Annotated in this window: 22 protein-coding genes; 9 read left to right on the plus strand and 13 right to left on the minus strand. The window is 37.1% G+C overall.

Annotated features, from left to right (window positions below; genetic code table 11):
• On the minus strand, positions 1 to 210 hold a 210-nt coding region (locus C9J51_RS19580), incomplete at its 3' end, for a hypothetical protein (protein ID WP_211306503.1).
• A gap of 81 nt (positions 211 to 291) precedes the next feature.
• Between C9J51_RS19580 and C9J51_RS12430 the strand changes: the two genes are divergently transcribed.
• On the plus strand, positions 292 to 720 hold the full coding sequence (locus tag C9J51_RS12430) for a hypothetical protein (RefSeq protein ID WP_045040889.1): 429 nt from the start codon (positions 292 to 294) through the stop codon (positions 718 to 720).
• Here the strand turns inward: C9J51_RS12430 and C9J51_RS19510 are convergent.
• The 3 genes from C9J51_RS19510 to C9J51_RS12440 form a co-directional block, all read right to left on the minus strand.
• Positions 717 to 863 carry a hypothetical protein gene (locus C9J51_RS19510; protein WP_164838181.1) on the minus strand — a complete coding sequence of 49 codons (147 nt, stop codon included), beginning with the start codon at positions 861 to 863 and terminating at the stop codon, positions 717 to 719. The genes C9J51_RS12430 and C9J51_RS19510 overlap by 4 nt on opposite strands.
• A 390-nt stretch (positions 864 to 1,253) precedes the next feature.
• A complete protein-coding gene (locus tag C9J51_RS12435) occupies positions 1,254 to 1,436 on the minus strand; it encodes a hypothetical protein (protein WP_045040888.1) in 183 nt (60 codons plus the stop codon).
• A gap of 243 nt (positions 1,437 to 1,679) precedes the next feature.
• Positions 1,680 to 1,973: a hypothetical protein gene (locus tag C9J51_RS12440; protein WP_045040887.1), complete on the minus strand. Its 294-nt coding sequence runs from the start codon at positions 1,971 to 1,973 to the stop codon at positions 1,680 to 1,682.
• Positions 1,974 to 2,412: 439 nt separating this feature from the next.
• Between C9J51_RS12440 and C9J51_RS12445 the strand changes: the two genes are divergently transcribed.
• Complete coding sequence (locus C9J51_RS12445) at positions 2,413 to 5,757, plus strand: Ig-like domain-containing protein (RefSeq protein WP_045040886.1); 3,345 nt, start codon at positions 2,413 to 2,415, stop codon at positions 5,755 to 5,757.
• 137 nt (positions 5,758 to 5,894) lie between these two features.
• Here C9J51_RS12445 and corA read toward each other — a convergent pair whose 3' ends face one another.
• Positions 5,895 to 6,827: a magnesium/cobalt transporter CorA gene (gene corA / locus C9J51_RS12450; RefSeq protein ID WP_107275165.1), complete on the minus strand. Its 933-nt coding sequence runs from the start codon at positions 6,825 to 6,827 to the stop codon at positions 5,895 to 5,897.
• 485 nt (positions 6,828 to 7,312) lie between these two features.
• Positions 7,313 to 8,200: a LysR family transcriptional regulator gene (locus tag C9J51_RS12455; protein ID WP_045038792.1), complete on the minus strand. Its 888-nt coding sequence runs from the start codon at positions 8,198 to 8,200 to the stop codon at positions 7,313 to 7,315.
• Positions 8,201 to 8,415: 215 nt separating this feature from the next.
• On the opposite strand from C9J51_RS12455, the gene C9J51_RS12460 reads away from it, so the two are divergent.
• The gene (locus C9J51_RS12460) at positions 8,416 to 9,126 is read left to right on the plus strand and encodes an SDR family oxidoreductase (protein WP_107275167.1); all 711 of its coding nucleotides are present in this window, start codon (positions 8,416 to 8,418) and stop codon (positions 9,124 to 9,126) included.
• 17 nt (positions 9,127 to 9,143) lie between these two features.
• On the opposite strand, the gene C9J51_RS12465 is transcribed toward C9J51_RS12460, so the two are convergent.
• Complete coding sequence (locus C9J51_RS12465) at positions 9,144 to 9,512, minus strand: DoxX family protein (protein WP_045040885.1); 369 nt, start codon at positions 9,510 to 9,512, stop codon at positions 9,144 to 9,146.
• 101 nt (positions 9,513 to 9,613) lie between these two features.
• On the opposite strand from C9J51_RS12465, the gene C9J51_RS12470 reads away from it, so the two are divergent.
• From C9J51_RS12470 to C9J51_RS12485, 4 genes are all read left to right on the plus strand, one after another.
• Positions 9,614 to 10,498, plus strand: coding sequence for a LysR family transcriptional regulator (locus tag C9J51_RS12470; RefSeq protein ID WP_045040884.1), 885 nt, complete (start codon positions 9,614 to 9,616; stop codon positions 10,496 to 10,498).
• A 334-nt stretch (positions 10,499 to 10,832) separates the two neighbouring features.
• Positions 10,833 to 11,282 carry a DUF417 family protein gene (locus C9J51_RS12475; RefSeq protein WP_107275170.1) on the plus strand — a complete coding sequence of 150 codons (450 nt, stop codon included), beginning with the start codon at positions 10,833 to 10,835 and terminating at the stop codon, positions 11,280 to 11,282.
• Between the two features lie 99 nt (positions 11,283 to 11,381).
• Positions 11,382 to 11,732, plus strand: a complete 351-nt coding sequence (locus C9J51_RS12480; protein WP_045040882.1) for a DUF3316 domain-containing protein — start codon at positions 11,382 to 11,384, stop codon at positions 11,730 to 11,732.
• 157 nt (positions 11,733 to 11,889) lie between these two features.
• On the plus strand, positions 11,890 to 12,897 hold the full coding sequence (locus tag C9J51_RS12485; protein WP_107275173.1) for a transposase: 1,008 nt from the start codon (positions 11,890 to 11,892) through the stop codon (positions 12,895 to 12,897).
• A 297-nt stretch (positions 12,898 to 13,194) separates the two neighbouring features.
• On the opposite strand, the gene C9J51_RS12490 is transcribed toward C9J51_RS12485, so the two are convergent.
• Positions 13,195 to 15,438 (minus strand): peptidase U32 family protein, encoded by a 2,244-nt coding sequence (locus tag C9J51_RS12490; RefSeq protein WP_107275175.1) that lies wholly within the window; start codon positions 15,436 to 15,438, stop codon positions 13,195 to 13,197.
• Between the two features lie 482 nt (positions 15,439 to 15,920).
• On the opposite strand from C9J51_RS12490, the gene C9J51_RS12495 reads away from it, so the two are divergent.
• Both C9J51_RS12495 and C9J51_RS12500 read left to right on the plus strand, forming a co-directional pair.
• Positions 15,921 to 16,469: a hypothetical protein gene (locus C9J51_RS12495; protein WP_045039814.1), complete on the plus strand. Its 549-nt coding sequence runs from the start codon at positions 15,921 to 15,923 to the stop codon at positions 16,467 to 16,469.
• Between the two features lie 226 nt (positions 16,470 to 16,695).
• The gene (locus C9J51_RS12500; protein ID WP_107275178.1) at positions 16,696 to 17,451 is read left to right on the plus strand and encodes a DUF3944 domain-containing protein; all 756 of its coding nucleotides are present in this window, start codon (positions 16,696 to 16,698) and stop codon (positions 17,449 to 17,451) included.
• 115 nt (positions 17,452 to 17,566) lie between these two features.
• On the opposite strand, the gene C9J51_RS12505 is transcribed toward C9J51_RS12500, so the two are convergent.
• The 5 genes from C9J51_RS12505 to yfcC all read right to left on the minus strand — a co-directional run bounded on the left by C9J51_RS12505 (position 17,567) and on the right by yfcC (position 22,314).
• A complete protein-coding gene (locus C9J51_RS12505) occupies positions 17,567 to 18,184 on the minus strand; it encodes a TPM domain-containing protein (protein ID WP_045039815.1) in 618 nt (205 codons plus the stop codon).
• Positions 18,184 to 18,945 (minus strand): TPM domain-containing protein, encoded by a 762-nt coding sequence (locus C9J51_RS12510; protein WP_045037715.1) that lies wholly within the window; start codon positions 18,943 to 18,945, stop codon positions 18,184 to 18,186. Before C9J51_RS12510 ends, C9J51_RS12505 begins: the two co-directional genes overlap by 1 nt.
• Complete coding sequence (locus tag C9J51_RS12515; protein ID WP_045039816.1) at positions 18,946 to 19,545, minus strand: LemA family protein; 600 nt, start codon at positions 19,543 to 19,545, stop codon at positions 18,946 to 18,948.
• 251 nt (positions 19,546 to 19,796) lie between these two features.
• Positions 19,797 to 20,792 (minus strand): succinylglutamate desuccinylase/aspartoacylase family protein, encoded by a 996-nt coding sequence (locus tag C9J51_RS12520; RefSeq protein WP_045039884.1) that lies wholly within the window; start codon positions 20,790 to 20,792, stop codon positions 19,797 to 19,799.
• A gap of 46 nt (positions 20,793 to 20,838) precedes the next feature.
• Positions 20,839 to 22,314, minus strand: coding sequence for a putative basic amino acid antiporter YfcC (yfcC, locus tag C9J51_RS12525; RefSeq protein ID WP_045037730.1), 1,476 nt, complete (start codon positions 22,312 to 22,314; stop codon positions 20,839 to 20,841).
• Positions 22,315 to 22,704 lie beyond the last annotated feature (390 nt).

Genomic DNA, 22,704 nt, shown 5'->3' on the forward strand with positions numbered 1-22,704 from the left:
CTCCGCCAAATTTAAGAAAGCCGTTAAGAATTTAGCGTTTTTTTGTCTGAATAAAATAGTGATGTATTTAATTGGTGCAATAAAAGTGGGTTCACATCCTCTAATACCCAAATCATCTCCGCCAAATAATTTTGTTATTTGACTGGTACTATAAAGTGGGCCTAAATTTTCGTACCTTGTACCTTGTACCTTGCACCTTGCACCTTGCACCTTGCACCTTGCACTTAAAACAGATGAAATAACCTGTTATCTATGTGAATATAGACGTTATTTGTTTGGACAATAATAATAATGAGTTTTGAACAATGGGCTTTTATTGCTGATCTTTATACCCCAATGATTGTCGTTATGTGTGTTATTTGCATGGTGTTATTAGGACGTGAGCAGGGGATGAGAAGTGGGTTATTCGCGCTGAGTGGTGTATTGCTCTCAACGGCTTTTATTTATGTGGTTATGTTTCTCGATAATTCAGTCGGGATTTGGCCGGCATTTAATTTGGATTACAGTACCCACACTGCTATTGCTTTAGTTTTTATTGGTTATTTTCTTGTATATAGCCCCAAATTAAGGGGAGTGATGGTACTTTCAATGGTAGGTTATGCTGCTTTAATGATGCATCAGAAGTACCATACATTAACTGATATTATTACCACCACTGTCTGCGTTATGCCTGTCATCTTGTTGTGCCAATATAAATTTTCTGAAATGGTTAAGCGTTAGTTTTTCTTAGTAATAATAACGTAATTAAGTAAGATTAATCCGAGTACAAAACAGCCAAACTGAAACGTGGGCAATACTGTCGCAACCGAACCAATAAGCAATCCAGAGCTTAATCCAAGAGCGATTTTTTGTCGGGTATTCATTATTAAATTCCTTTTTTAATCATGATTTTTTTGGTGGTATGTGGATTGTGTTTTCCCTTCTAATACGCCTAAATATTCTAGAAAATAATGGTTTATGATTAAACGAAATAGTCTTTTTTACGTTGTTGTCGCCATTGAGATATTTTAAGATCAGAATCTAGCATTAATTTATCCATGAAAATGTGAAAGTCATGGTAATTATAAGCCGTGAGCTTTTTATATTAGGCTTCGGAATGTGAATAGAGAAGCTAGTTACATTATTAGTGCTATAAAGGGATTTATTACATTAATTATTGAGACATTACGAGCGAAAGGTATTTTTCAAACCCGCTGTAGTAACAGCGAGTACGGTATGAATATTGAGTGATAGTTAGGGGAAATGTGCTAGCCTTAGTCCGTCAAGATCTCGCTTTCATTAAAATGAATACTGATAATATCGTTAAAATGTATATGCTCACAAATGAAAGGTAACTCAATATCAATCGTTTCAGATGGACTCAGTGGTAGCCATTGGCCATTCGTGGTCACTTTCCAAGTAATACCTTCTAGTTTGATATAGATTTTGGGCTGCATCCTTTGCCTTATGCTATTTGTCATGGGATAGCAATTATGAATAGTTGGTTGTCTTATGGTATCGAACAAAAATTAATCTTCAATTGATATTTATAATAATTAAGACCTTTAATGATAAATTTATCTGTAAGACATTAACTATGTGCCTAAGGATAGTTAATGTGGCTATATAAGTATTGAGCTAATAAAAAAGCTAACAGCAATAACTGTTAGCTTTTTAAAATAAGGTGTTAGCGAAGAGGATTAATCTTCAAAATCAACAATCAATTCATCTTCTAAATAATCAATAAGACAACCTAATGCAGGGGCTGAAACAATATAAGATGTTATTTCAGCGACTTCAGGCGTTGATTGTTGTAACACTTCTAATACTGTATGTTCTGGGTTATAAGCGACATTAAATTCTTTGGCAATGGTGCAACTGTCGTTATATTCATCAACAGACAGTTCGATTTTACCATTGTACTCACCAATGTCTGTATCAAAATTATCAACCAATATCTCAATCATCGCTTCATAGTAATTCTGGTAATCCATTGATTTTACCTTCATCTCATTCAGAAAATTTCTATCTAATGCGTTAGCAGTAATGACGCTATATTACCTTATTTACGACTGACAAAAAGCCTTAATCTTAAATAATCAGCTATTGATGACGGCATGATATTAAGTATTGAATTTGCATCGTCATTGCCATGATAAAAAGGGTAATTATTGTGTTTTTTACAAATCCTTACTGTTCCTAATATTTTGTTACACATATTGGCGTTTTTTAATTATTTGTTACATCAATCTATTAGTATATTTAATATAAAGTATAATTTAATAGTATAGATGAATCGTATTGGTCAGTAACACTTCGTTAGTGAAAACAAAACGCTAAATATAAGTTGGTTGTATGGAATGCAACTATCAATACTTATGAGGATGAGATTTTTAGGTTAGTTGAAACGAGTGGACATATTTAGGAAGTAAAGTGAAAAAAATAAATAAAATAACAGCTGCTCTATTTAGCGCAATGCTCAGCGGTAATCTATATGCAGCAGATACTAATGTCGTTTCTTTTATTCCGGGAGAGACAATAGTTCAGAATGGAGACATGGTTGCTTATAATGGCACTTGTTTCATTGCTAAAAACAACCCAGGCGTATGGGAAGCACCAAGTGCTGACTCATGGTTTTGGGATGCCACTGAATGTTCAGATGAACCGAATCCAAATCCAAATCCAAATCCAGAACCTGATCCAGAGCCAGAGCCGAACCCAGATTTAGGCGGTATTATTCCTTTCATTCCAGGTACAACCCAAGTCAAAAATGGCGATGTTGTGTCATATGACGGACAGTGCTTTATTGCTCAAAATAATCCTGGTCTATGGGAAGCACCAAGTGCTAGTTCATGGTTCTGGGCGTTGACTGAATGTTCTGGTGAGCCGTCACCTGAACCGGATGTAACAGAAGTATCGATTTTATCTCCAGTAGCTAGCCAGTTATTGAAAGTTAATGAAGCGATTGTAATCAAAGCCCGCATTGATGGCGAATCGGCAGCTAAAGTTGAGTTTTGGGTTAATAACACTAAATTAGCTGAAAAAGCGATTGATCAAAGTAATCTACTTTATTCGCAAGCTTGGACGCCAAGTGAAGCGGGTAGTGCAGCGATTGACATCTTTGTGTTCGATAAAAACAACCAAAAAATCGAACAAAAATCTGTTTCTGTAAAAGTAGAAGCTGAAGGTAATGACGACTTTACGGCGCCAGTGGTGACATTTACTTCACCAACGAATGGTTCAACCGTTAATAAAACTGACACTGTCTCTATTTCTATTAATGCATCAGATGCAGATAAAGACTTAACGACATTGGTTGTTAATGCGAATAACCAACAAATTTGTACGTTTGATGCGGCTGTTGCAAATACATTTAATTGTGATTGGCAACCGACTCAAACAGGTAGCGTAACACTGAGCGCTATCGCAACTGATGCACAAGATCTTTCTTCTACGGCCAGTTTAAATATCACTATTGAAGAAGAAACGATTGAGCCACCAGTGACACCACCAGGTGGATTGTGTGAAGAGTTTAATGTTTATCCAGACTGGACGCGTGGCGATCATGCAACCACTGGTGATATTATGGTTAATAACAATATTGCTTATTCTGCAATGTATTGGACACAAAGCAAACCAGGTAGTGACAGTACATGGGCTTTACATCTAAATTGTGATGGTTCAGAACCTGGCACGGCGCCGCTTCTTTCATTACCAAACCCGATGGATCCTGTACGTCTGGAAGTCGCTGGTTGGCCAAATACCTTTGTGGTTGCAAGCCCATCTTTAACGGCTCCTGCAACATTAACGATTGAAACAAGTAATAGTGCAGATTTAGCTGATGTAGATAAGCTAACCGCTACATTTGTATCAATGATTGAAATGGCTACACAAGCAAGTTCTTCATCTATTATTATTAATAGTGATGTGCTTGATAAAGCAACGCAAGATAAAGGATTGTCTTCAGAGAAGATTGCCGTTAAAGAAGCCCTAATTAAAGCGGTTGATAGTACTGGCAGCAAAATTGATATTGATGCGATCAATGCACTTAGCAATGATTTAAAAGGTTGGGCACAAGCTCATAACCTGATTATATCGACACTTGCACCAGAAGCGACGTTTGGTTGGTCTCTAAGTATTGGCGATTTTGCTTATAATATTCATTCTGGTCGTCAATCTGTATGGAATGCGGCGTCTAATTACACAGCAGATCTATTAAATAAGCTTGCGCTTTATAAAGCAGACAGTGCAACTAAAGCTGACTTTATTACATTTACTAAGTCAGAAACAACGGCAGCGTTGTCAAATGATCAATGGCATAACGCACTAGAATATGTTAAGCAAGTAACTGATTATGCAAAAGTTCCTGCGATGCTAGCGGATATGCCAACAGATCAAGCGGCTAACTACTTTATGGGTGATAGCACGCATAATGCGCAAATTCGTAAAGCGGCTTTCAGTAATATTTTTGCTATTTTGTTTAATAAAGATACGGCTACTTTAACCGGTAAAATTGAACAGTATCAAGCGGCGAAAGTGCCACTGTACTATGTGGGTGAAGAGTTAGAAAAAGGTTCATTAACACGTATTGAAGCGTTGAACAAAGCGTTAGCAAATGCAGAAAACGTGATGGACAATGAAGCATTCTTATATGAAACACCACAATCACAGTGGATCCCATCGACTGTTTATAAGTGGAATGACTTCCTTGATGGCCTAAATGCGATGCATAACATTGGTGTTGCAGGCAATAAGTTCTGGCTATTAAATGATGAAGCAGATGATGCAACTAACATCACTTATGCCAAAGTTGCGATTGCTGCTTTCTTAGCACAAAGTATGCAAGAAACCATTCGTTACAACGCATGTGATGAAAATAACTGGTCTGAAGTAAAATATGGTGCACCAGCCGATTATCCAATGTCAGCAAGTTGTGGTCAGTTAGGTCAGAAATACGCAGATTACGGTGTAAACCCTGATTCAGGCTTAGATTACGCTTATTCTTGTCCTCGTGATAATAAGATGGAAGTCAGTGCGTTAACACATGCTAAATGGTATGGCGCGCCAGCTCCAGTCTTTGCAGCGCCTAACGCTGTATTAGAAGAGCGTGGCTTGCTGGTTAATGGTCATGTTGGTCGTTGGACGAACAGTGGTCACTGTAATGATGTGCCAGAAAATATAGATACGTCGAAGCAAGTATGGGAACGTGATGAATGTAAAACTTACGTTGGCCAAAAAGCGGGTACATTCCTTTGGGATGGTAGCAGTCAAGAAAGTGTTGAAGGTTGTGGCTGGTGGGGTCGTGGTGTAATTCAAACTACGGGTCGTCAGAACTTTGGTACCCTTAACCATTACTTAGGCCGTTCACACGTTGATCCTGCAACGATTGGTAAAACAATTGATGGTGTAACGGTTGAAGCACCACCGGTGAATCCATTATATGCAGATCTTGATTTATGTTCGAACCCAGGCTTGATTTGTAGCTCTGAAGAGAACAAAGAAATTAAGTGGATTGCTGGTTTATTCTACTGGGTAACATCAGTACAAGAATACTCAAATGAAGGTGGTCAATATGCCGATTGGAACTACTACAACGAAATTAAAAAATACGTTGATGGTGGCCTGAAAGGTACGCAATTTATTGATGACGTTTCAGGTATTGTAAACCGTGGCTGTCCTGACACCGTTTGTGAAAGTGGTGAAGTACATAACGTTAAAGAGCGTCAAGCCAACTTTAAGTTAGTATTAGAAAAGTTAGGTGTTAAAGCACAATTATAACGGTTAATAAATAACAGTTATTTTAGACTATCAGTCAGTGATGATTGGTTATAAATAAGAAGAACCCTGCTTTTGAAGTAGGGTTCTTTTTTACATTCAACTTAGCATAAAGTTGTATAAATAGGATAAAGAATAGCTTATAGCCAGCCCTTACGTTTGAAGAACAGATAAGGGGCGAAACCTGCCAATACCATCAGCCCTAGCGCATAGGGATAGCCGAGCTCCCAGTGAAGTTCCGGCATAAACTTAAAGTTCATTCCGTAGCTAGAGGCAACCAATGTTGGCGGAAGGAATACAACCGATACTACGGAGAAGATTTTAATAATGCGGTTTTGCTCAATATTAATAAAGCCCATTGCCGCATCCATTAGGAAGTTAACCTTTTGGAATAAAGAATCAATATCGCGCAACACTTCACGAGCTTGTTCTAATTCAATTTCAGGTAAACGCGCTTTGCGGACTAAAAAGCTTAATGCTCGCTGAGTATCCATTAGGCATAAGCGTATTTTCCACCCTGCATCTTCTTGTTTTGCTAGATGTGATAAAGCTTGATCAAAATTAGCACCGGGTTTATTGCCACCTAAAATGGTTTTACCAATCGACTCTAGTTCGCTATAAATATCTTCAATAACATCGGCAAGTTGCTCTATTTTTGTCTCAAATAGATCGAGCAGTAATTCATAAGCATTACCTTGCTGTAAACGCTGTGTACGTGCACGCATTCGATAAAGACGAAAGGCCGGTAATTCTCGTTCGCGTAAGGTAAATAAGCGACCATCACGAATGGTGAAAGCGACCGTTGCATTGCTTACATAATCTTCCAGATCTTCAAAATAAAAGAATGAGTGAATATGTAAGCCATCTTCATCTTCAAAAAAACGTGCACTGGCTTCGATGTCTTCTAGTTCTGGACGAGTTGCAAGGCCTTGTCCCAGTTGTTGTTGGACGCGTTCACGTTCTGCTTCATTGGGTTCAATAAGATCAATCCATAATGCGGATGAAATGGGATCTTGAGCTTCTAAATTTAAACGTTGTAAACGTAAATCATTTAATGCGTATGCGTTCAGCATGTCTTATATCTCCACTAATGGCGATGATATAAAGAACACTTTAAAACACGATTTGAGGCTGATAAAAACAGCGTCGACCAATGCAAAACTGGAATAATAAGATTTTAAGCAGAAGCAACGAATATTAGGAATAGTGCATGCTGACAGTTAAACATTGTCAACTTACATACAAAAGCAGAAGAGGACAGATTAACGGAGAAAAATCTCATTCCAGTACCGACTGGGTGTGTTCAAAGCGGTGTCCTCTCAAATAATGGTGTGCACATGTTACATCTGACTGTAAAAGTGTTCAAGTTATGCTATTGCAACATTAGATTTTTCTTTAGGTGTGTTAAGTCAAAAGCTTATTCATGCACGATTAAGGTTTACCCACATCAGTTTGATTATTTGTTGATTAATTATAACGATAATTTATTATTTTGCGTGATTAAATGTGGAATTAAGTAGAATTATTGTTATTTAACGTTAAATATCAGATGCGATGTTTAACTAAAATGTTCACTCAGAAAATCCAAAAAGACGCGAACTTTACTTGAAACTAATTGCCGATGTTGATAAATCGCATAAGTGCTTGTTTCATAGTGACACGGACTGAACGTCGATAGAGGGAGCAGTTGTACCAGTTTGCCGTTGTTAAGTTCTTCATCAATAGCCCATTGTGGCAGTAGAGCGATACCACCTCCGTTTAATATGAGTTGTTTTTGGCCATTAACAGAGTTGACCTCCATGTAATAAGGGATCTCTATTTTTGATGGTTTATTATTTAAGATATACCAATCATGCCAACCTTTAAATCCATAGACTAAGCAATCATGCTGGGCTAAATCTGCGGTTGTTTTAGGTATACTTCGATGTGCTAAATAGCTTGGGCTAGCACAAAGTATAAAATGATTATTCATGAGTTTTTTAGCGATTAAATTAGAATCGGGTAATCGGCCACTACGAATAGCGACATCGACATTTTCTTCAATTAGATCAACGATCCTTTCAGTAATTTCAATCTCAACTTTTATGTCAGGAAATGCAGCTCTAAATAAAGGTAGAAGGGGAAGTATTTTATTTTCACCAAACGCCACCGTGGCACTGATTTTAAGTCGACCTTTAGGTGAGTTGTGTACAATATTTACCGCACGTTTCGCCTCGTCAAATTCAGCAATGATCCGTTTGGAATATTGATAAAATACCAATCCAGCTTCAGTTACGCCAACATTACGTGTTGTACGATCTAATATTCGAACATTTAATTCTTCTTCTAAAGCAGAAAGCTGTCTTGAAATAGATGAGGGTTGAACATCGAAAACTTGACTTGCTTTGGATATGGAACCTTGTTCTACGACACAATTGAAATAAGCAAGGCGAGTGAAAAGGCTCATATTAATGACTCATATAATAAAGTTGATTATTTTAGGGGCTAAATATCGTTCATCACCAAGATAGTACATGCTTATCTTATATTATTGATCTACTTTTTAAATATTAACGCTTACATAATTGCTTTTAAAGCAAAACTATATTGTCTGATCGTTGGTTCATGTCTTTAGTTATTCTCATTAATATGCAGATTCTGATTAATTGAGAGAAGAAAAAAATGAATTCTATAAATACCGCTATTATTGCATCGTGCTTTTCTGTAACGGCACAACAATTAATTAAAAAACTGACCGCAACAGGAACCCATATCGTAGCGATTGGCCGCATTGGTGATGAAAATAGAGCCAAAGATTTAGAACGTAAATACTCGGGAAAGATTACGGTTTTATTGGGAGATCTTACTGATGAACAGCAAAGTCAAATATTGGTAGCAAAAGCAGCTGATATTTTGGGTCATGTTGATGCTTACTTTCATTGCTCTGGAATATATACATGGAGCTATTGGAAAGATATTGATGTTAATAAAGTAGTGGATCTATTTAATGTGAATTTTATGACCGCATTCGTTTTTGGACGTGAAGTGTTTAAATTAATGGAAGCTCAAGGTGACGGTTGCTTAATGTTTGTTTCAGCTCGAGATACCGTACGTAATATACCCGCAGGATTTGGACCTTATATGGCTTCAAAAATTGCATTGAATGCATTTGTAGAGAGCTTGGCCGCAGAAGGGGCATCATCAAATGTGTGTGTAAATGCAGTTTTACCTACGATTGTTGATACTGCTATAAATCGTGAAGCTATGCCTGATGCCGATCCTGCTACTTGGGTACATCCATCAGATCTTGCAGATTTGATGATTGATTTAAGCCAGCCCAATAAATCCTATTTAAGTGGTGCTTTGATAACCGTTAATAATAAGCTGCATTAATTTTTGGTTATTTTTACTCATATAATGTCTGATCCTAAAATCATAGGCATGGCGACAATAACAGATAATATTAACGTTATTATTGAAGGGATAGCATCTTTTACGGTATCAAATCTAAAGTGAAAGAACATTGCCCCCGTTGATACGCATATAATAAAAGTGGCCCCGATAGTGCTGATTAATGGGCTGACCATTATCACTCCGATTAACAGCATTATTGCCCCTGTTGCTTCAATAATACCGACAATAAACATTATGCTACGGTTAAGTCCATAACGACGAAAAAAGGTCAATTGCGGTTCAAAGATGACTTTTACCCAGCCAAACATCTTAACTGAACTTGCGAATAAGAAAAATGCGATGAGTAGACCTTGAATAAATAGCATAATGTAAACTCCTTGATAAACGATAAGCTTATTAAAGCATTCCCATTAGAGATTAAGGAGGGTAGTATTTCGCTTATTATGATTCCAAACTGGAATGTGTCGTGGATAAATTTGATTGTTTAAAAGTCTTTACTCGAGTTGCTCATTTAGGGAGTTTTACTGCCGCAGCGAATGAATTCAATACGACGCAAAGTGCGGTAAGTAAGAAAATCGCTTGGTTAGAAAAACAAGTAGGCGTGAGCTTGTTTTATCGACATGCCCGTGCGATTAGCCTCACTGAGAGTGGGCAACAATATTTAGGTTTAGCGTTAAATATTACCCATGAAATGGATTGCTTTGAATCTAATTTACGCCAAGAACAGGCAACTATTTCGGGGGTACTAAAGCTATCAGTGCCAAGTGCTTTTAGTACCCAGTTACTGTCTCAGCCTCTTAATCAATTTTTAAATTTACATCCGCAAGTTACCGTTGATGTTTCAGTGTCTGATAAATTTGTTGATTTACTTGAAGGTAATATTGATATAGCCATACGTGCTGCTTATCTTAAAGATTCAGGTTTAAAAGCCAAATGGTTATTGGATAATGAATTGGTGTATTTTGCATCTCCTGATTATTTAAAAACGACTCCAGCCATTGTTGATATTGACGATTTACGTCAGCATAAATGTTTAACTTATTCTTTATCGACACCATCAAATCTATGGCGTTTCAATACGGGCAAAGAAGTCGTAAAAATAAAAGTTAATGAACAAATTAGAAGTGATAATCCTGAGATGTTAGTTCAAATGGCTAAACTCGGTCAAGGTATAGCGGCAATGCCAAGATGGATGGTAGAACAAGAGCTACAATCTGGCACGTTGATTTTATTATTGACACAATATCAAACCCAAAAATTACCCATGTATATGGTCTATAAAGACGCAGAACAGCAACCTCAACGTATTCGTGCGTTTATTGACTTTTTAGCGGATTACTTCAATTCTTGATTCTGTAGATACGTTTATTTTTATAGTTTAAGTATGCCTAATAATCTTGATTGTCAGCTATTTGAGCAAGCCAAAGTTTCTCCTCAATCTCTCGTATAGTGAAACGCTTAGAAAGTAATGGCTTTACCTTTAGTGGATATGTCATTACTTGTAATGAGATTCAATCGCTTTTTTTGTTATTTATTCGCTATTAACTTATAGAAGTGTTTTTTGGCTAAAACAAACTGAACCGTTTAGTTTAAAATTGTTGACAGGTGGCGCTCTTCACTATAGATTAAACGAAACAGTTTAGTTCAATCATGTAGGGATAGATGTGGATATTTTAAGAAAAAACATGTTAGCGCCATCAGCGACAACAATAGGGTATAAAGTCGGTGTTTTTGGGGTTGTGTTAATTTTATTGTGGATTGGTATTTTTAAATTTACGCCAACAGAAGCGGCAGCAATTGAACCTCTTATTAAAAATCATCCCTTAATGGGTTGGACATACCATTTTTTCTCAGTTCAAACCGTTTCTAATCTTGTAGGATTTAGTGAGATAGTTGTGGCAATTGGACTTATTTATGGTTTCTTTAATCCTAGGGTCGGCTATATCTCAGGTATTGTTGCAAGTGCTATTTTTATAGTGACACTCAGTTTCTTATTTACCACACCAAATACCTGGAAAATAGTCGATGGCGTTCCTATTGCAAACTTCTTCTTAGTTAAAGATATTCTATTTTTAGCCATTGCAATAATGGTTGTTGAACACAATAAAAAACTATTACCTCATAAATCTCAATAGTGACTTTGTGATAACAGTTAGTTTGGATAAATCATATTCTGGTGCATTAATAAATCATCAGTAGCAAACAAGTAATTATAAATAAATGGAACTCAAATTATGAAAAAAATATTTTTAGCCACTTTAGTCTTTTTATTCTCATCTTCTATTTTTGCACAAAATATAGGGAATCATTCCGACCGTTTAGGTAACAAACAACTTAAAACCGCAGTTATGCAAGATAAAAGTGCAGCAGTGGTGGCAGGTAATAACATTAGAGATAATTTAGAAACCTTAAACAGTATTGAGTTAAGTAAAAAGCTTAATATATGGCGAAATACATATAATTCTACCAAGCTAAAAAATACATCTATGACTATTGATGAATTGTATGCCCAGAATGGGACAGTTAGTTATCAAGCCATTGTAAATGTGAGATATCAATACACCGTTCGTGAGTCAAACAAGTAACGTTAACAAAGAATGACCGTCTATCAAGGCGGTCTTTATCTGTAAAAAAAATATGGGACAGCCATAATTTCTACAAGAGCAACAAAGGACAGCCATAACCTTGCACATCAACCATGAGCTACTACAATTAAGCTTCAAGTTGCTTATGGTGAAATAAATGACAATCTCAAGACGTAAATTGATAGAGCCTCAAATTACGCCTTTTTATCATGTAATTAATCGCTGTGTACGTCGTGCTTATTTGTGTGGCAATGATCCGTATAATGGTAAAAACTATCAGCACCGTCGTGGTTGGATAGTAAGTAAAATTAAACAATTAGCCGCTGTGTTTTGTATTGATGTGTGTGCTTATGCGGTGATGAGTAATCATTATCATTTGGTACTTAAAATAGATATGGAACAACAACAAAAGCTAACCCCAGAAGAAGTGATATCACGCTGGTTACAGTTATTTAGTGGTCATCCTATCGCGGTCGATTTTTTAAAAGAGGGTCAAATAGCCGCAGATAAACAACAAGCATTATCAAATTTAGTGGCTGAATGGCAACAACGATTAGGCAGTATTAGCTGGTTTATGCGTTGTCTTAATGAGGAAATAGCACGAAAAGCCAATAAAGAAGATCAATGTAAAGGGGCGTTTTGGGAAGGGCGATTTAAATCTCAGGCACTACTGGGTGAGCAAGCGTTATTATCTTGCATGATGTACGTTGATTTAAACCCGATCAGGGCGGGCGTTACACCGTCACTAGAACAATCAGATTTTACCTCTATTCAGCAACGTATTCGTGAACATCATCAAACGAAAACATTGACACAACAATCATCATCAAATACCTCTCGTTTTCAATTATTACCTTTTGTCGGTGCTGAGCATCAAGCTAAAAAAGCAGGTATAAACTTTACTTTTACCGATTATCTCGAATTGATTGACTGGACTGGTCGGTGTATTCGAAATGATAAAAAAGGGTTTATTGCACCTAATCAGCCCAAGATTTTACAGCAAATGGGAATAACACCAGATACTTGGCTTGAGCACAGTGAACAATTTCTGGAACATTATGCCAATGTAAGCGGGAAATGGTCCCGAATGTGTGCCTTCAAACAACATGTTGGTGGGCATTGGTGTAAAGGAAAGTTCGCGAGTCATCAGTTACATCCTAGTTAGACATGGTTTCTTATAATTAGATGAACATACTGCAATAACCGTTAGGATTGTGGGCTTTTTTGATCCTGAAATATGGTAACAGAACCGATTTAGTGATGAATTATAAACAATAAGCTGTAAATTTTAGCTTCGAGGGTTTATTGCTGGTGGAATGGTTTATTTTTTAAAGGCGTTATTTAAGAACAAAAATATTTGGCTGTCCAGCATAAAGCAGATAAACAAAAGACAGCCTCTAAAATAGCAGGCTGTCTAATATTATTTTATTTTGTTGTTGAGACTAAACTATACCGCTAATGCTTATAATCCCTGAACATATTGGGCATTAGTTGAGATAGGCACTAAATTATCCAGTTCAGCTTTAGCATCATCATTACCAGCAAGTAGTGCTTCAAAGTGTTTGATTAGTTCTACTTTGTCTTGTTCTTGCTTAGAACCTGCACCGATATTGGTTAAATCAATAAAGAACTCGTCAAATAAATGCGAGAAATCATTCACTGCATCAAAGTTTAAGAATTGCTCATGGTTGTAAATGCTTGGGTAGCCACCTTTTTGTTTATCAACCGCAAACGAAATACCTTTCACATTAGTAATGGTGGTCGCTTTTTCGCATTTCAGCATACAGCTAGCTTCAATGGCCGGTTTCTTACAGCCAACGGTTTGTTGGAAGAAACATTGACGACTAGTCATCATCAGAATGGGATGATAAATACTGTAACAGAGCTTAAAGTTTTCTGGACGGGTAATATTTCTGATTTGACCACGATTGATCTCGTTAGAAATAAAGGCACCAGCACAGTTTAATTCTTCTTTTAACGTAAGAAGGGCGTGTGAGTTGGTGGTATTTAAGAACGGTCCTGCGACCCACTCGATACCCATTTCATACGCTTTATAAGCAATACCAGTATTGTTAGTTACGATACGCTTAGGTTTTACTTGCTCAAGAATTTTGACAGACTCTAAGTAATCTTTACCAATCAATACCGCAGGGAACCAAGGAATTAAACGTGGATTTTCTTGCAATAACGTAATGTGCTTAAGACAGTTCTTTTTCAAGCTTTCAGGGAGTTTGAAGTAGATATCAGCATCTGTCACATCAGCAAGGTACAAATCTTGTTCATTGGCAATCAGTAACGATAATTTAGGTGTTGATGATACTTTCTCGTGTTTAGGCAATGCAGGCACATCAACATGTTTAATCACATTACGTGAGCCGTTTAATAAGAACGCAGCTTGATTTTTTAGCTCCGTAATTTCTTTAAACGGTACCGTTAAGTTGGCGTCAAAATTGTCAAAGTTCATTGGCGCAAGATCAAACGTCGCATTACTAAAACTACGGAAGCGTTTATCAATGGTTTCTGGCGTAATTGCAATTTCATCGGCAACGCGTAATAACGAATCAGTTTTTACTTCAAATGAGGTATTACCCGCCATAATATTAAGCGTTAACGGCGTGTTTTCTTTGGCAGTAAAAGCGAACGTTAAGGCGACTTTATCGATGATTAAGTCTTTAATTTTGTCGGCTAGTTCCGCGCCTAGTGCATTTTTATCATTATAAAGATCTTGTTTTACATCGTGGATTTGAACCACTGAGATAGCATCACTTTTTTCAACCGCATAATTGACACTGTTATCACGAGGGTTATCGGTAAACATTTTTTTGTTTAGATCGCCCTGTAAAAATGAGTTGGTGAAACTACGGTTAAAGACTTTATGTAAGTTGCTGTCGTCAGCTAATAACTTACCAGATTCTATGAAGTTATTGATCTGTTTACGCCATGTATCAACCACAGTGTAAACATAGTGAGCGCCTTTAATACGGCCTTCGACTTTTAACGAATCAACCCCAGCGTCTACCAGTTCAGGTAAATCAAAGTAGGCTGAATTATCTTTTAAGTTAAGCGGGAAGCGATGACCTTCAGCGGTCACTTCGTATTCGTCACGACAGGCTTGGCTACAACGACCACGGTTACCTGAGTTACCGACACTGACTGAGCTTGAGTAACATTGACCAGAGAAGGCGATACATAGCGCGCCATGGACAAAGACTTCGGTTAATACATCATGATCATGAGCGACGGTTGTTAATGCTTTAATCTCACCAAGGTTGAGCTCACGCGATAAGTTAACTCGTGTAGCGCCGATTTTGTGTAAGAATAAAATTTGACCTTCGTTGTGGGTTGTTACCTGAGTAGATGCATGGATATGTAATGATGGGAAATGCTTTTTAACAATGTTGAAGATACCCAAATCTTGTACGATGATGCCATCAATGCCACTGTTAACCAGTTTATTTAGCAAGCGTACCAAGCTAACAACCTCGTGTTCTAATATTACGACATTGAGCGTTAAGAAGACTTCACAGTTGTGCTCATGTGCCAGTCGTAATACGCCATTTAGCTCATCATATGAAAGATTGGAGGCGCGGTTACGGGCATTGAACATATCTAAACCACAGTAGACGGCATTTGCACCAGCAACAATCGCCGCTTTAATTGCTTCTACGTCACCACCCGGTGCCAATAATTCTATTTTTCTACTCATGCGAAATAACCCACTCAATGCTTTTCTTGTAATTTTTGAGGGGGCATTCTATCTGTATCTGTGAGGTAATGCCATAAAATAGGCTTTTGTTGATATAAATCAATCAAAGAAATATAAATATGTGCGTACAAAGCTGAATAAGAGGAACGTTATAACGTTGCATTACAATTGTGGGTGATTACAGCAACATCAAGGTTACTTATAGCTGACGAATTACAACATATGGGTGTCCAATTATATTAATCATCTTTTGGCTGTCCCATGATTAACCATATTTAAAGCTTAAAGTTACTTGTGGTAAAACGTACTAAAATATATGGCTGTCTAAGCTCATTTTTTATGTTTTTGATGTATCAAAATAATAAGTATTGCGATGAAATCTACGATTATTACCATCAATAGTTGTTGGGTGTTTATTTTATCATTGTTAGGTGATTAACTTTTTTATAAATAGTATTTTGGCATTATTCATAGGAAGAAACATGCAGAATCCCGGAGAAGAGTTAGTTGGTGAGTATTTAAAACATATTCTTGGTTGTGATTTTGTTGAATACAATCTTTATACCCCTAATATTCAAGGTGAGATTGATGTTGTGGGCATCAATATTAAGGCTAAAGAAGTTTACATTTGTGAGGTAGCAACTCATTTAATCACTGGTTTGCAATATGTTAAAAATAACCAACCAGATAATATTGAGCGATTCTATAAGAAATTTGTTAAAAATATTAGATATGTAGAAGAATGTTTTCCAAACCACAAAGCAAGATTTATGCTTTGGTCACCTATTGTAAAAGATCAATCATCGAATGCTAAACATAATCAACGTAGAGATATTAAAACCATTCAAGATCAAATATTAACTGAGTTTGGGGTTGAGATTGAATCGATAGTTAATCAAAAGTATTTGAAATGTTTATTTGAATTAAGATCTTATGCTCGTAATGAAACAAAAGAATTAAAATCTCCAATAATGCGATTATTTCAAATTGAAGAGTATTTATTAAAACATATAGAGCGATTAGAGCGTTAAAATTTTTATAATAAAAATGATGTTTTAAATAAATTGTTGAAATAACCTCAGGCTATTTCAACAATTAATATTAGTGGTGAATTGTTTCACACGTTAATCAATAACGACTAAACAGTTAGGTAATTCATTTTTTTCTTCCGTGTACGGTAGGGCGTTAGTTAATGACTCTCCTGATTGCTGTAAATGTTTTTTATTTAAGTGTTAAAATATTAATAAAGGTGAAGTTATGGTTTATAGATATGATAGTAATTTGAGTTTTTTGGGAGAGTTGAAATCAGAAGATCTTAACGATTTAGTATATTGTCTTACTCATGATAAAGATGGAGATAAACGGTTTACTGAAGAATTAACTCAGCATGCTAGATATAAAAGGTATTATCCAAATCATTCAATGTATTGGGAAGAAATTTCTGCAGAAATACAATGTTTTGGCGCTAACACTTTCTCTACTTTTCTTCGTGGAGGTAAAGGAGTCGAATATAAGGAAGTTCTAACTGATGTATGTGATAAAATGAAAGTAAATTATAATAAAAATTCTAGTATTGAAACTATAGAAAAAAATATGCTCATGAAAATTCTAGAAGATGCGATTGAAAAAATGTCACCAAAAGAATTAAATGAATTGGCAATGAGTACTGGTGTGAAAAATATTTCAGGTATAACAAAGGAATCAATGATTGGTGTATTTCAAGCTGTTTTTAGAGCTGGTGGCTTTAAATCATATCAATTAACTTTAATTGTGGTCAATGCTATTGCTAAAGCATTAATTGGGCGTGGTCTTTCTTTTGCTGGAAATGCAGCTCTTACAAGAACAATGGCTGTATTGGTTGGACCAATCGGTTGGGCTATAACTGGTTTATGGACTGCTGTAGATATTGCAGGAACGGCATACCGTGTAACAATACCTGCGGTAATTCAAATATCAGTATTAAGACAGAAATATATTTATGAAAAACAAATTGGCGAAGTTGAGTTTTCATAAAATAGACAACTAAAATATGTGTTGTTTAGGTGGTATCTATCTAAAGTTAAATAAATTGTTGAAATAACCTCAGGCTATTTCAACAATTAATATTAGTGGTGAATTATTTCACATGTTAATCAATAACGACTAAACAGTTAGGTAATTCATTTTTTTCTTCCGTGTGCGGTAGGGCGTTAGTTAATAATTTACCAGATTGCTGTAAACACTGAATAAAGCCTTCAAACGTTTTTCCTGCTTTAACATCTTTGGTGAAATCTCGGACTATGCTTTGCCATGCTTCATCACTGATACAATCATTAATGCCATAATCTGTTAAAATTTCAACATAATGCTCAGCTTCGCAAACAAAGATCATTACCCCTAAATGCTGTTTAGTACGATGAACACCATTGGCTAAAAACTGCTCACGAGCAACCAGACTTGCACGGCGATGTTTAACTACTTTTGGTAATAAACAGTACTTAATAGCTGGAATACGAAAGATCAATGTAAGAACAACAAAAGAAGCTAATTGCACTAATAGAATATCCGTTAGCTCTAACCATAATGGAGTAATGATTAACAGTGCAGGAACAAATAGCGCAATAATGGCTGCCCATAAGGTTGGGACAAAGTAATAGTCATCAGCCTTTGTTGCCATTACGGTAATTAACTCGGCATCGGTGGTTTTTTCCATATCACTGATGGTTTGGCTAATTGTTTGTAGTTGTTCATTTGTAAATAATTTCATTACCATCCTCCTGATGCACCGCCGCCGCCAAAGCCACCGCCGCCACCACTAAAACCACCACCGCTGCCGCCACTACTACCTCCTCCGAAACCACCGCCAAAGCCACTAGAGCCGCCACGGTGTGATCCAAAGCCACCACTGGTGAAAACATCACCATCGCGGCCATAATAGGTTGAACGGTTGCGACGACGACGGCTAAAGGCAACAATTTGAATGATTACTACAAATAAAATAAACAAATAGAAATCGTAGGGTGGTTTATCTTCTGTCACAACAGGTTTGTATTCACCATGGATAGCAGCAATGATAGCTGTTACGCCATTATCGATTCCCGTTGCAAACTTACCTGCTTTAAAGGCGGGTTTAATGTGATTATTAATAATGTTAATTGCAATCGCATCAGGTAATGCACCCTCTAAGCCATAACCGACTTCGATACGCATCTTTTTGTCATTTTTAGCGATAATTAACAATACGCCATTGTCATGTTGCTTCTGTCCAATCCCCCAAGCACGACCGAGTTGATAGCCATAATCGGCAATTGGAATGCCATTGGTTGACGGTACGGTGACTACCACCACTTGGTTGGACGATGATTTTTCTTCTGCGGCAAGCGTTTGTTCAAGCTGTTGAGTTTGAGCTTGATTCAGTATATGAGCGTCGTCGACCACTCTCCCTGTTAATACAGGGAAAGTGATTGCAGCCAATGCACTCTGGCTGATAAACAACAAAAGCCCACAGATAAGTAGGACTTTTTTCATTTAGAATTCAACCTTAGGCGCAACATCAGCGTTAGGTGTTGTTGCTGTGAAGTTAGGTTTAATTTTTAGATCGCTGTACATTGCCCAGTGCCATAAACGACCAGGGAACGTGCGAATTTCAATATTAAAGGTTTTCACTGCATTGATGTAATCACGACGTGCAACAGCGATACGATTCTCTGTACCTTCTAGCTGTGCTTGCAGTGCGATAAATTGTTGGTTAGCTTTTAGATCAGGATAGCGTTCTGATACAACCATTAATCGAGATAACGCACTGCTTAGTTGACCTTGAGCGGCTTCGAATTTCTTAAAGGCTTGTGGGTTATTTAATGTTTCCGGCGTGACTTGCATCGATGAAACTTTAGCGCGAGCTTCTGTCACTGCGGTTAAGGTATCTTTTTCGTGAGCAGCATAACCTTTAACGGTTGCAACTAAATTGGGAATTAAATCTGCACGACGCTGATAGTTATTTTGCACTTGTGCCCAATCAGCATTAGCTTGTTCATCAAGGGTCGGAATGGTATTGATACCACAACCTGTTAATTGAGTAAGCAGTAATGCGATAAATAGATATTTGATTGATTTGAGATACTTCACCATAAGATTCCTTTTTTTATGCTTTCAAGTGATTATTATTACTCAAGTAAAGCATACATTGCACCATTGTTGGTAAATGATCACTGATAATTGTGACTAACTGATAGCAAATAGTCTTTTTTTTGTACAATGTTCGTTGGAGTAAGGAAATGGTGGGAATGTTCACATACCTTGTAAGAATGCGAGGTTTATCAACAATAACCCATGCTAATCATTCATCTAGCATGGGTATTGTGATGGGTAGAACTTAATGGTTAATCGTGAATAAGACGTACAATTAACGCCCCTGCGTCACGTAAAGCATCTGTATTATGACTTAATACGATGCCATCACGAGGAGCGGTATAACGTTTAATTTCATTACCAAACAGATCATATTGCGTTGCGATAATATCGCCCTTGCTTACAGTCGCTAGCATCTCAACATTTGCGAGTGTTAATCCGCCAACATCAGCCTGAATAGAGGTCACGTTATCCGCTTCTATCGTACAAGGCGTCAAGGTTGCTGTTGTTAACTGGTGTTGGTTTTTAATAATTTGCATAACCCCCATAACAGCACGATTAATTAACGTTGGTTGAGTAATCTTGCCACTACCCACTTCAACAGTGATCGCGCTAACGCCATGTTGATTCCAAACAGTTTCTAATACACCGTGATCGCCAGGATCATTTAAGATCGCATCTGGTGTCATTAATCTTGCCATCGACAGCGCTGATTCAATCCGGAAATCAGCAAACACATACAATGGGTAACAGGTTCCCGTGGTTTGAGTATGAAGATCTATCGCAATATCGGCATTGGGTAATAATAAATGCTGCCACAATTGAGCAAGGTAACGTTCAGCGGCATTACCTTGATTGTTACCTGGGAAATAGCGATTAAGATTCACGGTAGACAAATCTTGATCAGCACCATGAAAATCACGATGGTGATGAACAATACCCGATAGATTAATCGCTGGAACAATAATCACGCTGCCACAAATGTCAGTATGTTGTAGCTGACGTGCCAGTTGTTGTGCGGTTAAAATACCATTGAGTTCATCACCATGAATGCCTGCGGTGATCATTACTTTTTTACCCGCTTGCTGGCCTTTAAATATCCATACGGGTAAATATTGATCTTGATTTAAGGCATTAGTTGCAACGTTGAACCAAAACTGATGCTGCCCAATAGCGAGATCATCAACATTTAATGCTGAAATTACCGCAATATTATTAATAATGTCACCCGTGAGTTGGGTCGTTATTATATTGGTATTGGTATTGGTATTGGTATTGGTATTGGTCATATGATTAATTAAATCCAGCTAAGTGAGCACAAACAACCGTCACACTTGAAGTAACGAACAATAGCAACATAAAGCGCCAGCTAAAACGGATCCAATCACCCCAATCAATACGACATACCCCTAATGTTCCCATTAATGATGCTGATGTTGGTACCACGATATTGGTAAAACCATCACCTAACTGGAACGCCAATACGGTTACTTGACGAGAAACACCAGCAATATCACCTAAGGGGGCGAGTAATGGCATTGTAAGTGCGGCTTGACCTGATCCTGATGTTACAAAGAAATTAAACACAGATTGGAATAGATACATGATCCATACTGCTGCTACATCAGGAATGCCACTGATTGCGCCACCCGCACTGTTTAAAATGCTATTGAGTACGCTGGGCTCATTGGCTGAGCCATCACCAAGAATGATTAATACGCCTTTAGCACAACCAACAAGTAGAGCAGGGGCCAGCATGACAGCAGCACCTTCTTTAAATGAGGTTGCGATATCATTTAATTTCATATTATTAAGTTTAAATATGATACCAATAATACCGGCAATAAAACCCATGGTGAAAAATTGAGATGCGATTTCAGGAATATACCAAGCGTGTGCCACAACACCCCATACTACCCAACCCGTTGTGATTGCTACTGTTGCGATGACTAAGGTATAACCAATATTCCATTGGGATGATTGAACTTCTGCTGTTTTTTCACGTAAAAATTGATCAGTTTTAAAACTATAAGATAATTCTGGATTACGTTTAATTTTCGCTGCATAACGCATGGTAAAGATAATACCCATCAAGGTGAAACCTACCCATAGTGGAAGGCGAACTTCCATACCCGAAAGTACGGGCACTCCAGCAATACCTTGTGCGATAGCGACAGAGAAAGGGTTCATCCATGATGATGCAAAACCGACTTGAGTGGCGACATAAGTGACCATTACCGTGGTGATGCCATCGTAACCAAGGCGAAGCATCAACGGTGCAATAATGATGGCAAAGGCAATCGCTTCTTCCCCCATACCAAAAACAGCACCGCCCAATGAAAACAAGACAAATAAAGCGGGAATGAATAAAAAGTCATTGCCTTTTGTTTTGTGGATCAGCGCTAGAATACCAGCATCGATGGCGCCAGTACGCATGACAACACCAAAAGCGCCACCAATAACCAGCATGAACATAATCACGCCAACGGCTGATCCCCATTTATCACCAGAAACTAAGCCTTCGAACATAAAGTTCATTAAGCCAATACCGCCTCCGGCACTAAAAAATCCAACGGTGTTATAGATTTTTTCACCATTAGCATCAAGAGCATATTTAAACGATGCTGGATCAATAACGGTACGTGTTTTTTCTACGCCATCAGCAATAAAGCTGACTGCATGTTGAGTAAAACTGCCTGCCGGAATGAGATAAGTGAGAATAGTTGCTAATACGCCAACGATAAAAATGATGATTAATGTGTCAGGTATTTGCCATGATTTTTCAGCATCAGATGCTTTAGGATGATCGATTGAATTGTGCAAAATATAATTCGCTATAAATTGATAAAGTATGCATAAAATATCAATTATTATGCGTTATTTATCAATTTGATCTTCTTGTTGTGACCATTAGCTATATTATACTTTATATAACACAAGGGAATATTTATTAGTAATAAGAATAATAGAGAGTTTAAATGGGTTTTATTTTGTAAATATTGGCTTGTTATCTGTTTTTTTATTATTTATTCCTGTTTTTTTTTATGATATTTAATTAAAAAACATACGTTTAATTATAAGATTTCGGTTAAATATCACGATTGTTGATGAACATTACAGTCTTCAACTGCCGTATCTACTCATTGCATATTTTCTAAA

It is taken from the genome of Photobacterium iliopiscarium (assembly GCF_003026395.1).
Classification (GTDB): Bacteria; Pseudomonadota; Gammaproteobacteria; order Enterobacterales; family Vibrionaceae; genus Photobacterium; species Photobacterium iliopiscarium.

What these genes read in the sequence shown, in the direction of transcription:
- C9J51_RS12430 (WP_045040889.1), top strand. Translation starts at nt 292, where the DNA reads ATGAGTTTTGAACAATGGGCTTTTATTGCTGATCTTTATACCCCAATG.
- C9J51_RS19510 (WP_164838181.1), bottom strand. Translation starts at nt 863, where the DNA reads ATGAATACCCGACAAAAAATCGCTCTTGGATTAAGCTCTGGATTGCTT.
- C9J51_RS12435 (WP_045040888.1), bottom strand. Translation starts at nt 1,436, where the DNA reads ATGCAGCCCAAAATCTATATCAAACTAGAAGGTATTACTTGGAAAGTG.
- C9J51_RS12440 (WP_045040887.1), bottom strand. Translation starts at nt 1,973, where the DNA reads ATGGATTACCAGAATTACTATGAAGCGATGATTGAGATATTGGTTGAT.
- corA (WP_107275165.1), bottom strand. Translation starts at nt 6,827, where the DNA reads ATGCTGAACGCATACGCATTAAATGATTTACGTTTACAACGTTTAAAT.
- C9J51_RS12455 (WP_045038792.1), bottom strand. Translation starts at nt 8,200, where the DNA reads ATGAGCCTTTTCACTCGCCTTGCTTATTTCAATTGTGTCGTAGAACAA.
- C9J51_RS12460 (WP_107275167.1), top strand. Translation starts at nt 8,416, where the DNA reads ATGAATTCTATAAATACCGCTATTATTGCATCGTGCTTTTCTGTAACG.
- C9J51_RS12465 (WP_045040885.1), bottom strand. Translation starts at nt 9,512, where the DNA reads ATGCTATTTATTCAAGGTCTACTCATCGCATTTTTCTTATTCGCAAGT.
- C9J51_RS12475 (WP_107275170.1), top strand. Translation starts at nt 10,833, where the DNA reads ATGTTAGCGCCATCAGCGACAACAATAGGGTATAAAGTCGGTGTTTTT.
- C9J51_RS12480 (WP_045040882.1), top strand. Translation starts at nt 11,382, where the DNA reads ATGAAAAAAATATTTTTAGCCACTTTAGTCTTTTTATTCTCATCTTCT.
- C9J51_RS12485 (WP_107275173.1), top strand. Translation starts at nt 11,890, where the DNA reads ATGACAATCTCAAGACGTAAATTGATAGAGCCTCAAATTACGCCTTTT.
- C9J51_RS12490 (WP_107275175.1), bottom strand. Translation starts at nt 15,438, where the DNA reads ATGAGTAGAAAAATAGAATTATTGGCACCGGGTGGTGACGTAGAAGCA.
- C9J51_RS12495 (WP_045039814.1), top strand. Translation starts at nt 15,921, where the DNA reads ATGCAGAATCCCGGAGAAGAGTTAGTTGGTGAGTATTTAAAACATATT.
- C9J51_RS12500 (WP_107275178.1), top strand. Translation starts at nt 16,696, where the DNA reads ATGGTTTATAGATATGATAGTAATTTGAGTTTTTTGGGAGAGTTGAAA.
- C9J51_RS12505 (WP_045039815.1), bottom strand. Translation starts at nt 18,184, where the DNA reads ATGAAATTATTTACAAATGAACAACTACAAACAATTAGCCAAACCATC.
- C9J51_RS12510 (WP_045037715.1), bottom strand. Translation starts at nt 18,945, where the DNA reads ATGAAAAAAGTCCTACTTATCTGTGGGCTTTTGTTGTTTATCAGCCAG.
- C9J51_RS12515 (WP_045039816.1), bottom strand. Translation starts at nt 19,545, where the DNA reads ATGGTGAAGTATCTCAAATCAATCAAATATCTATTTATCGCATTACTG.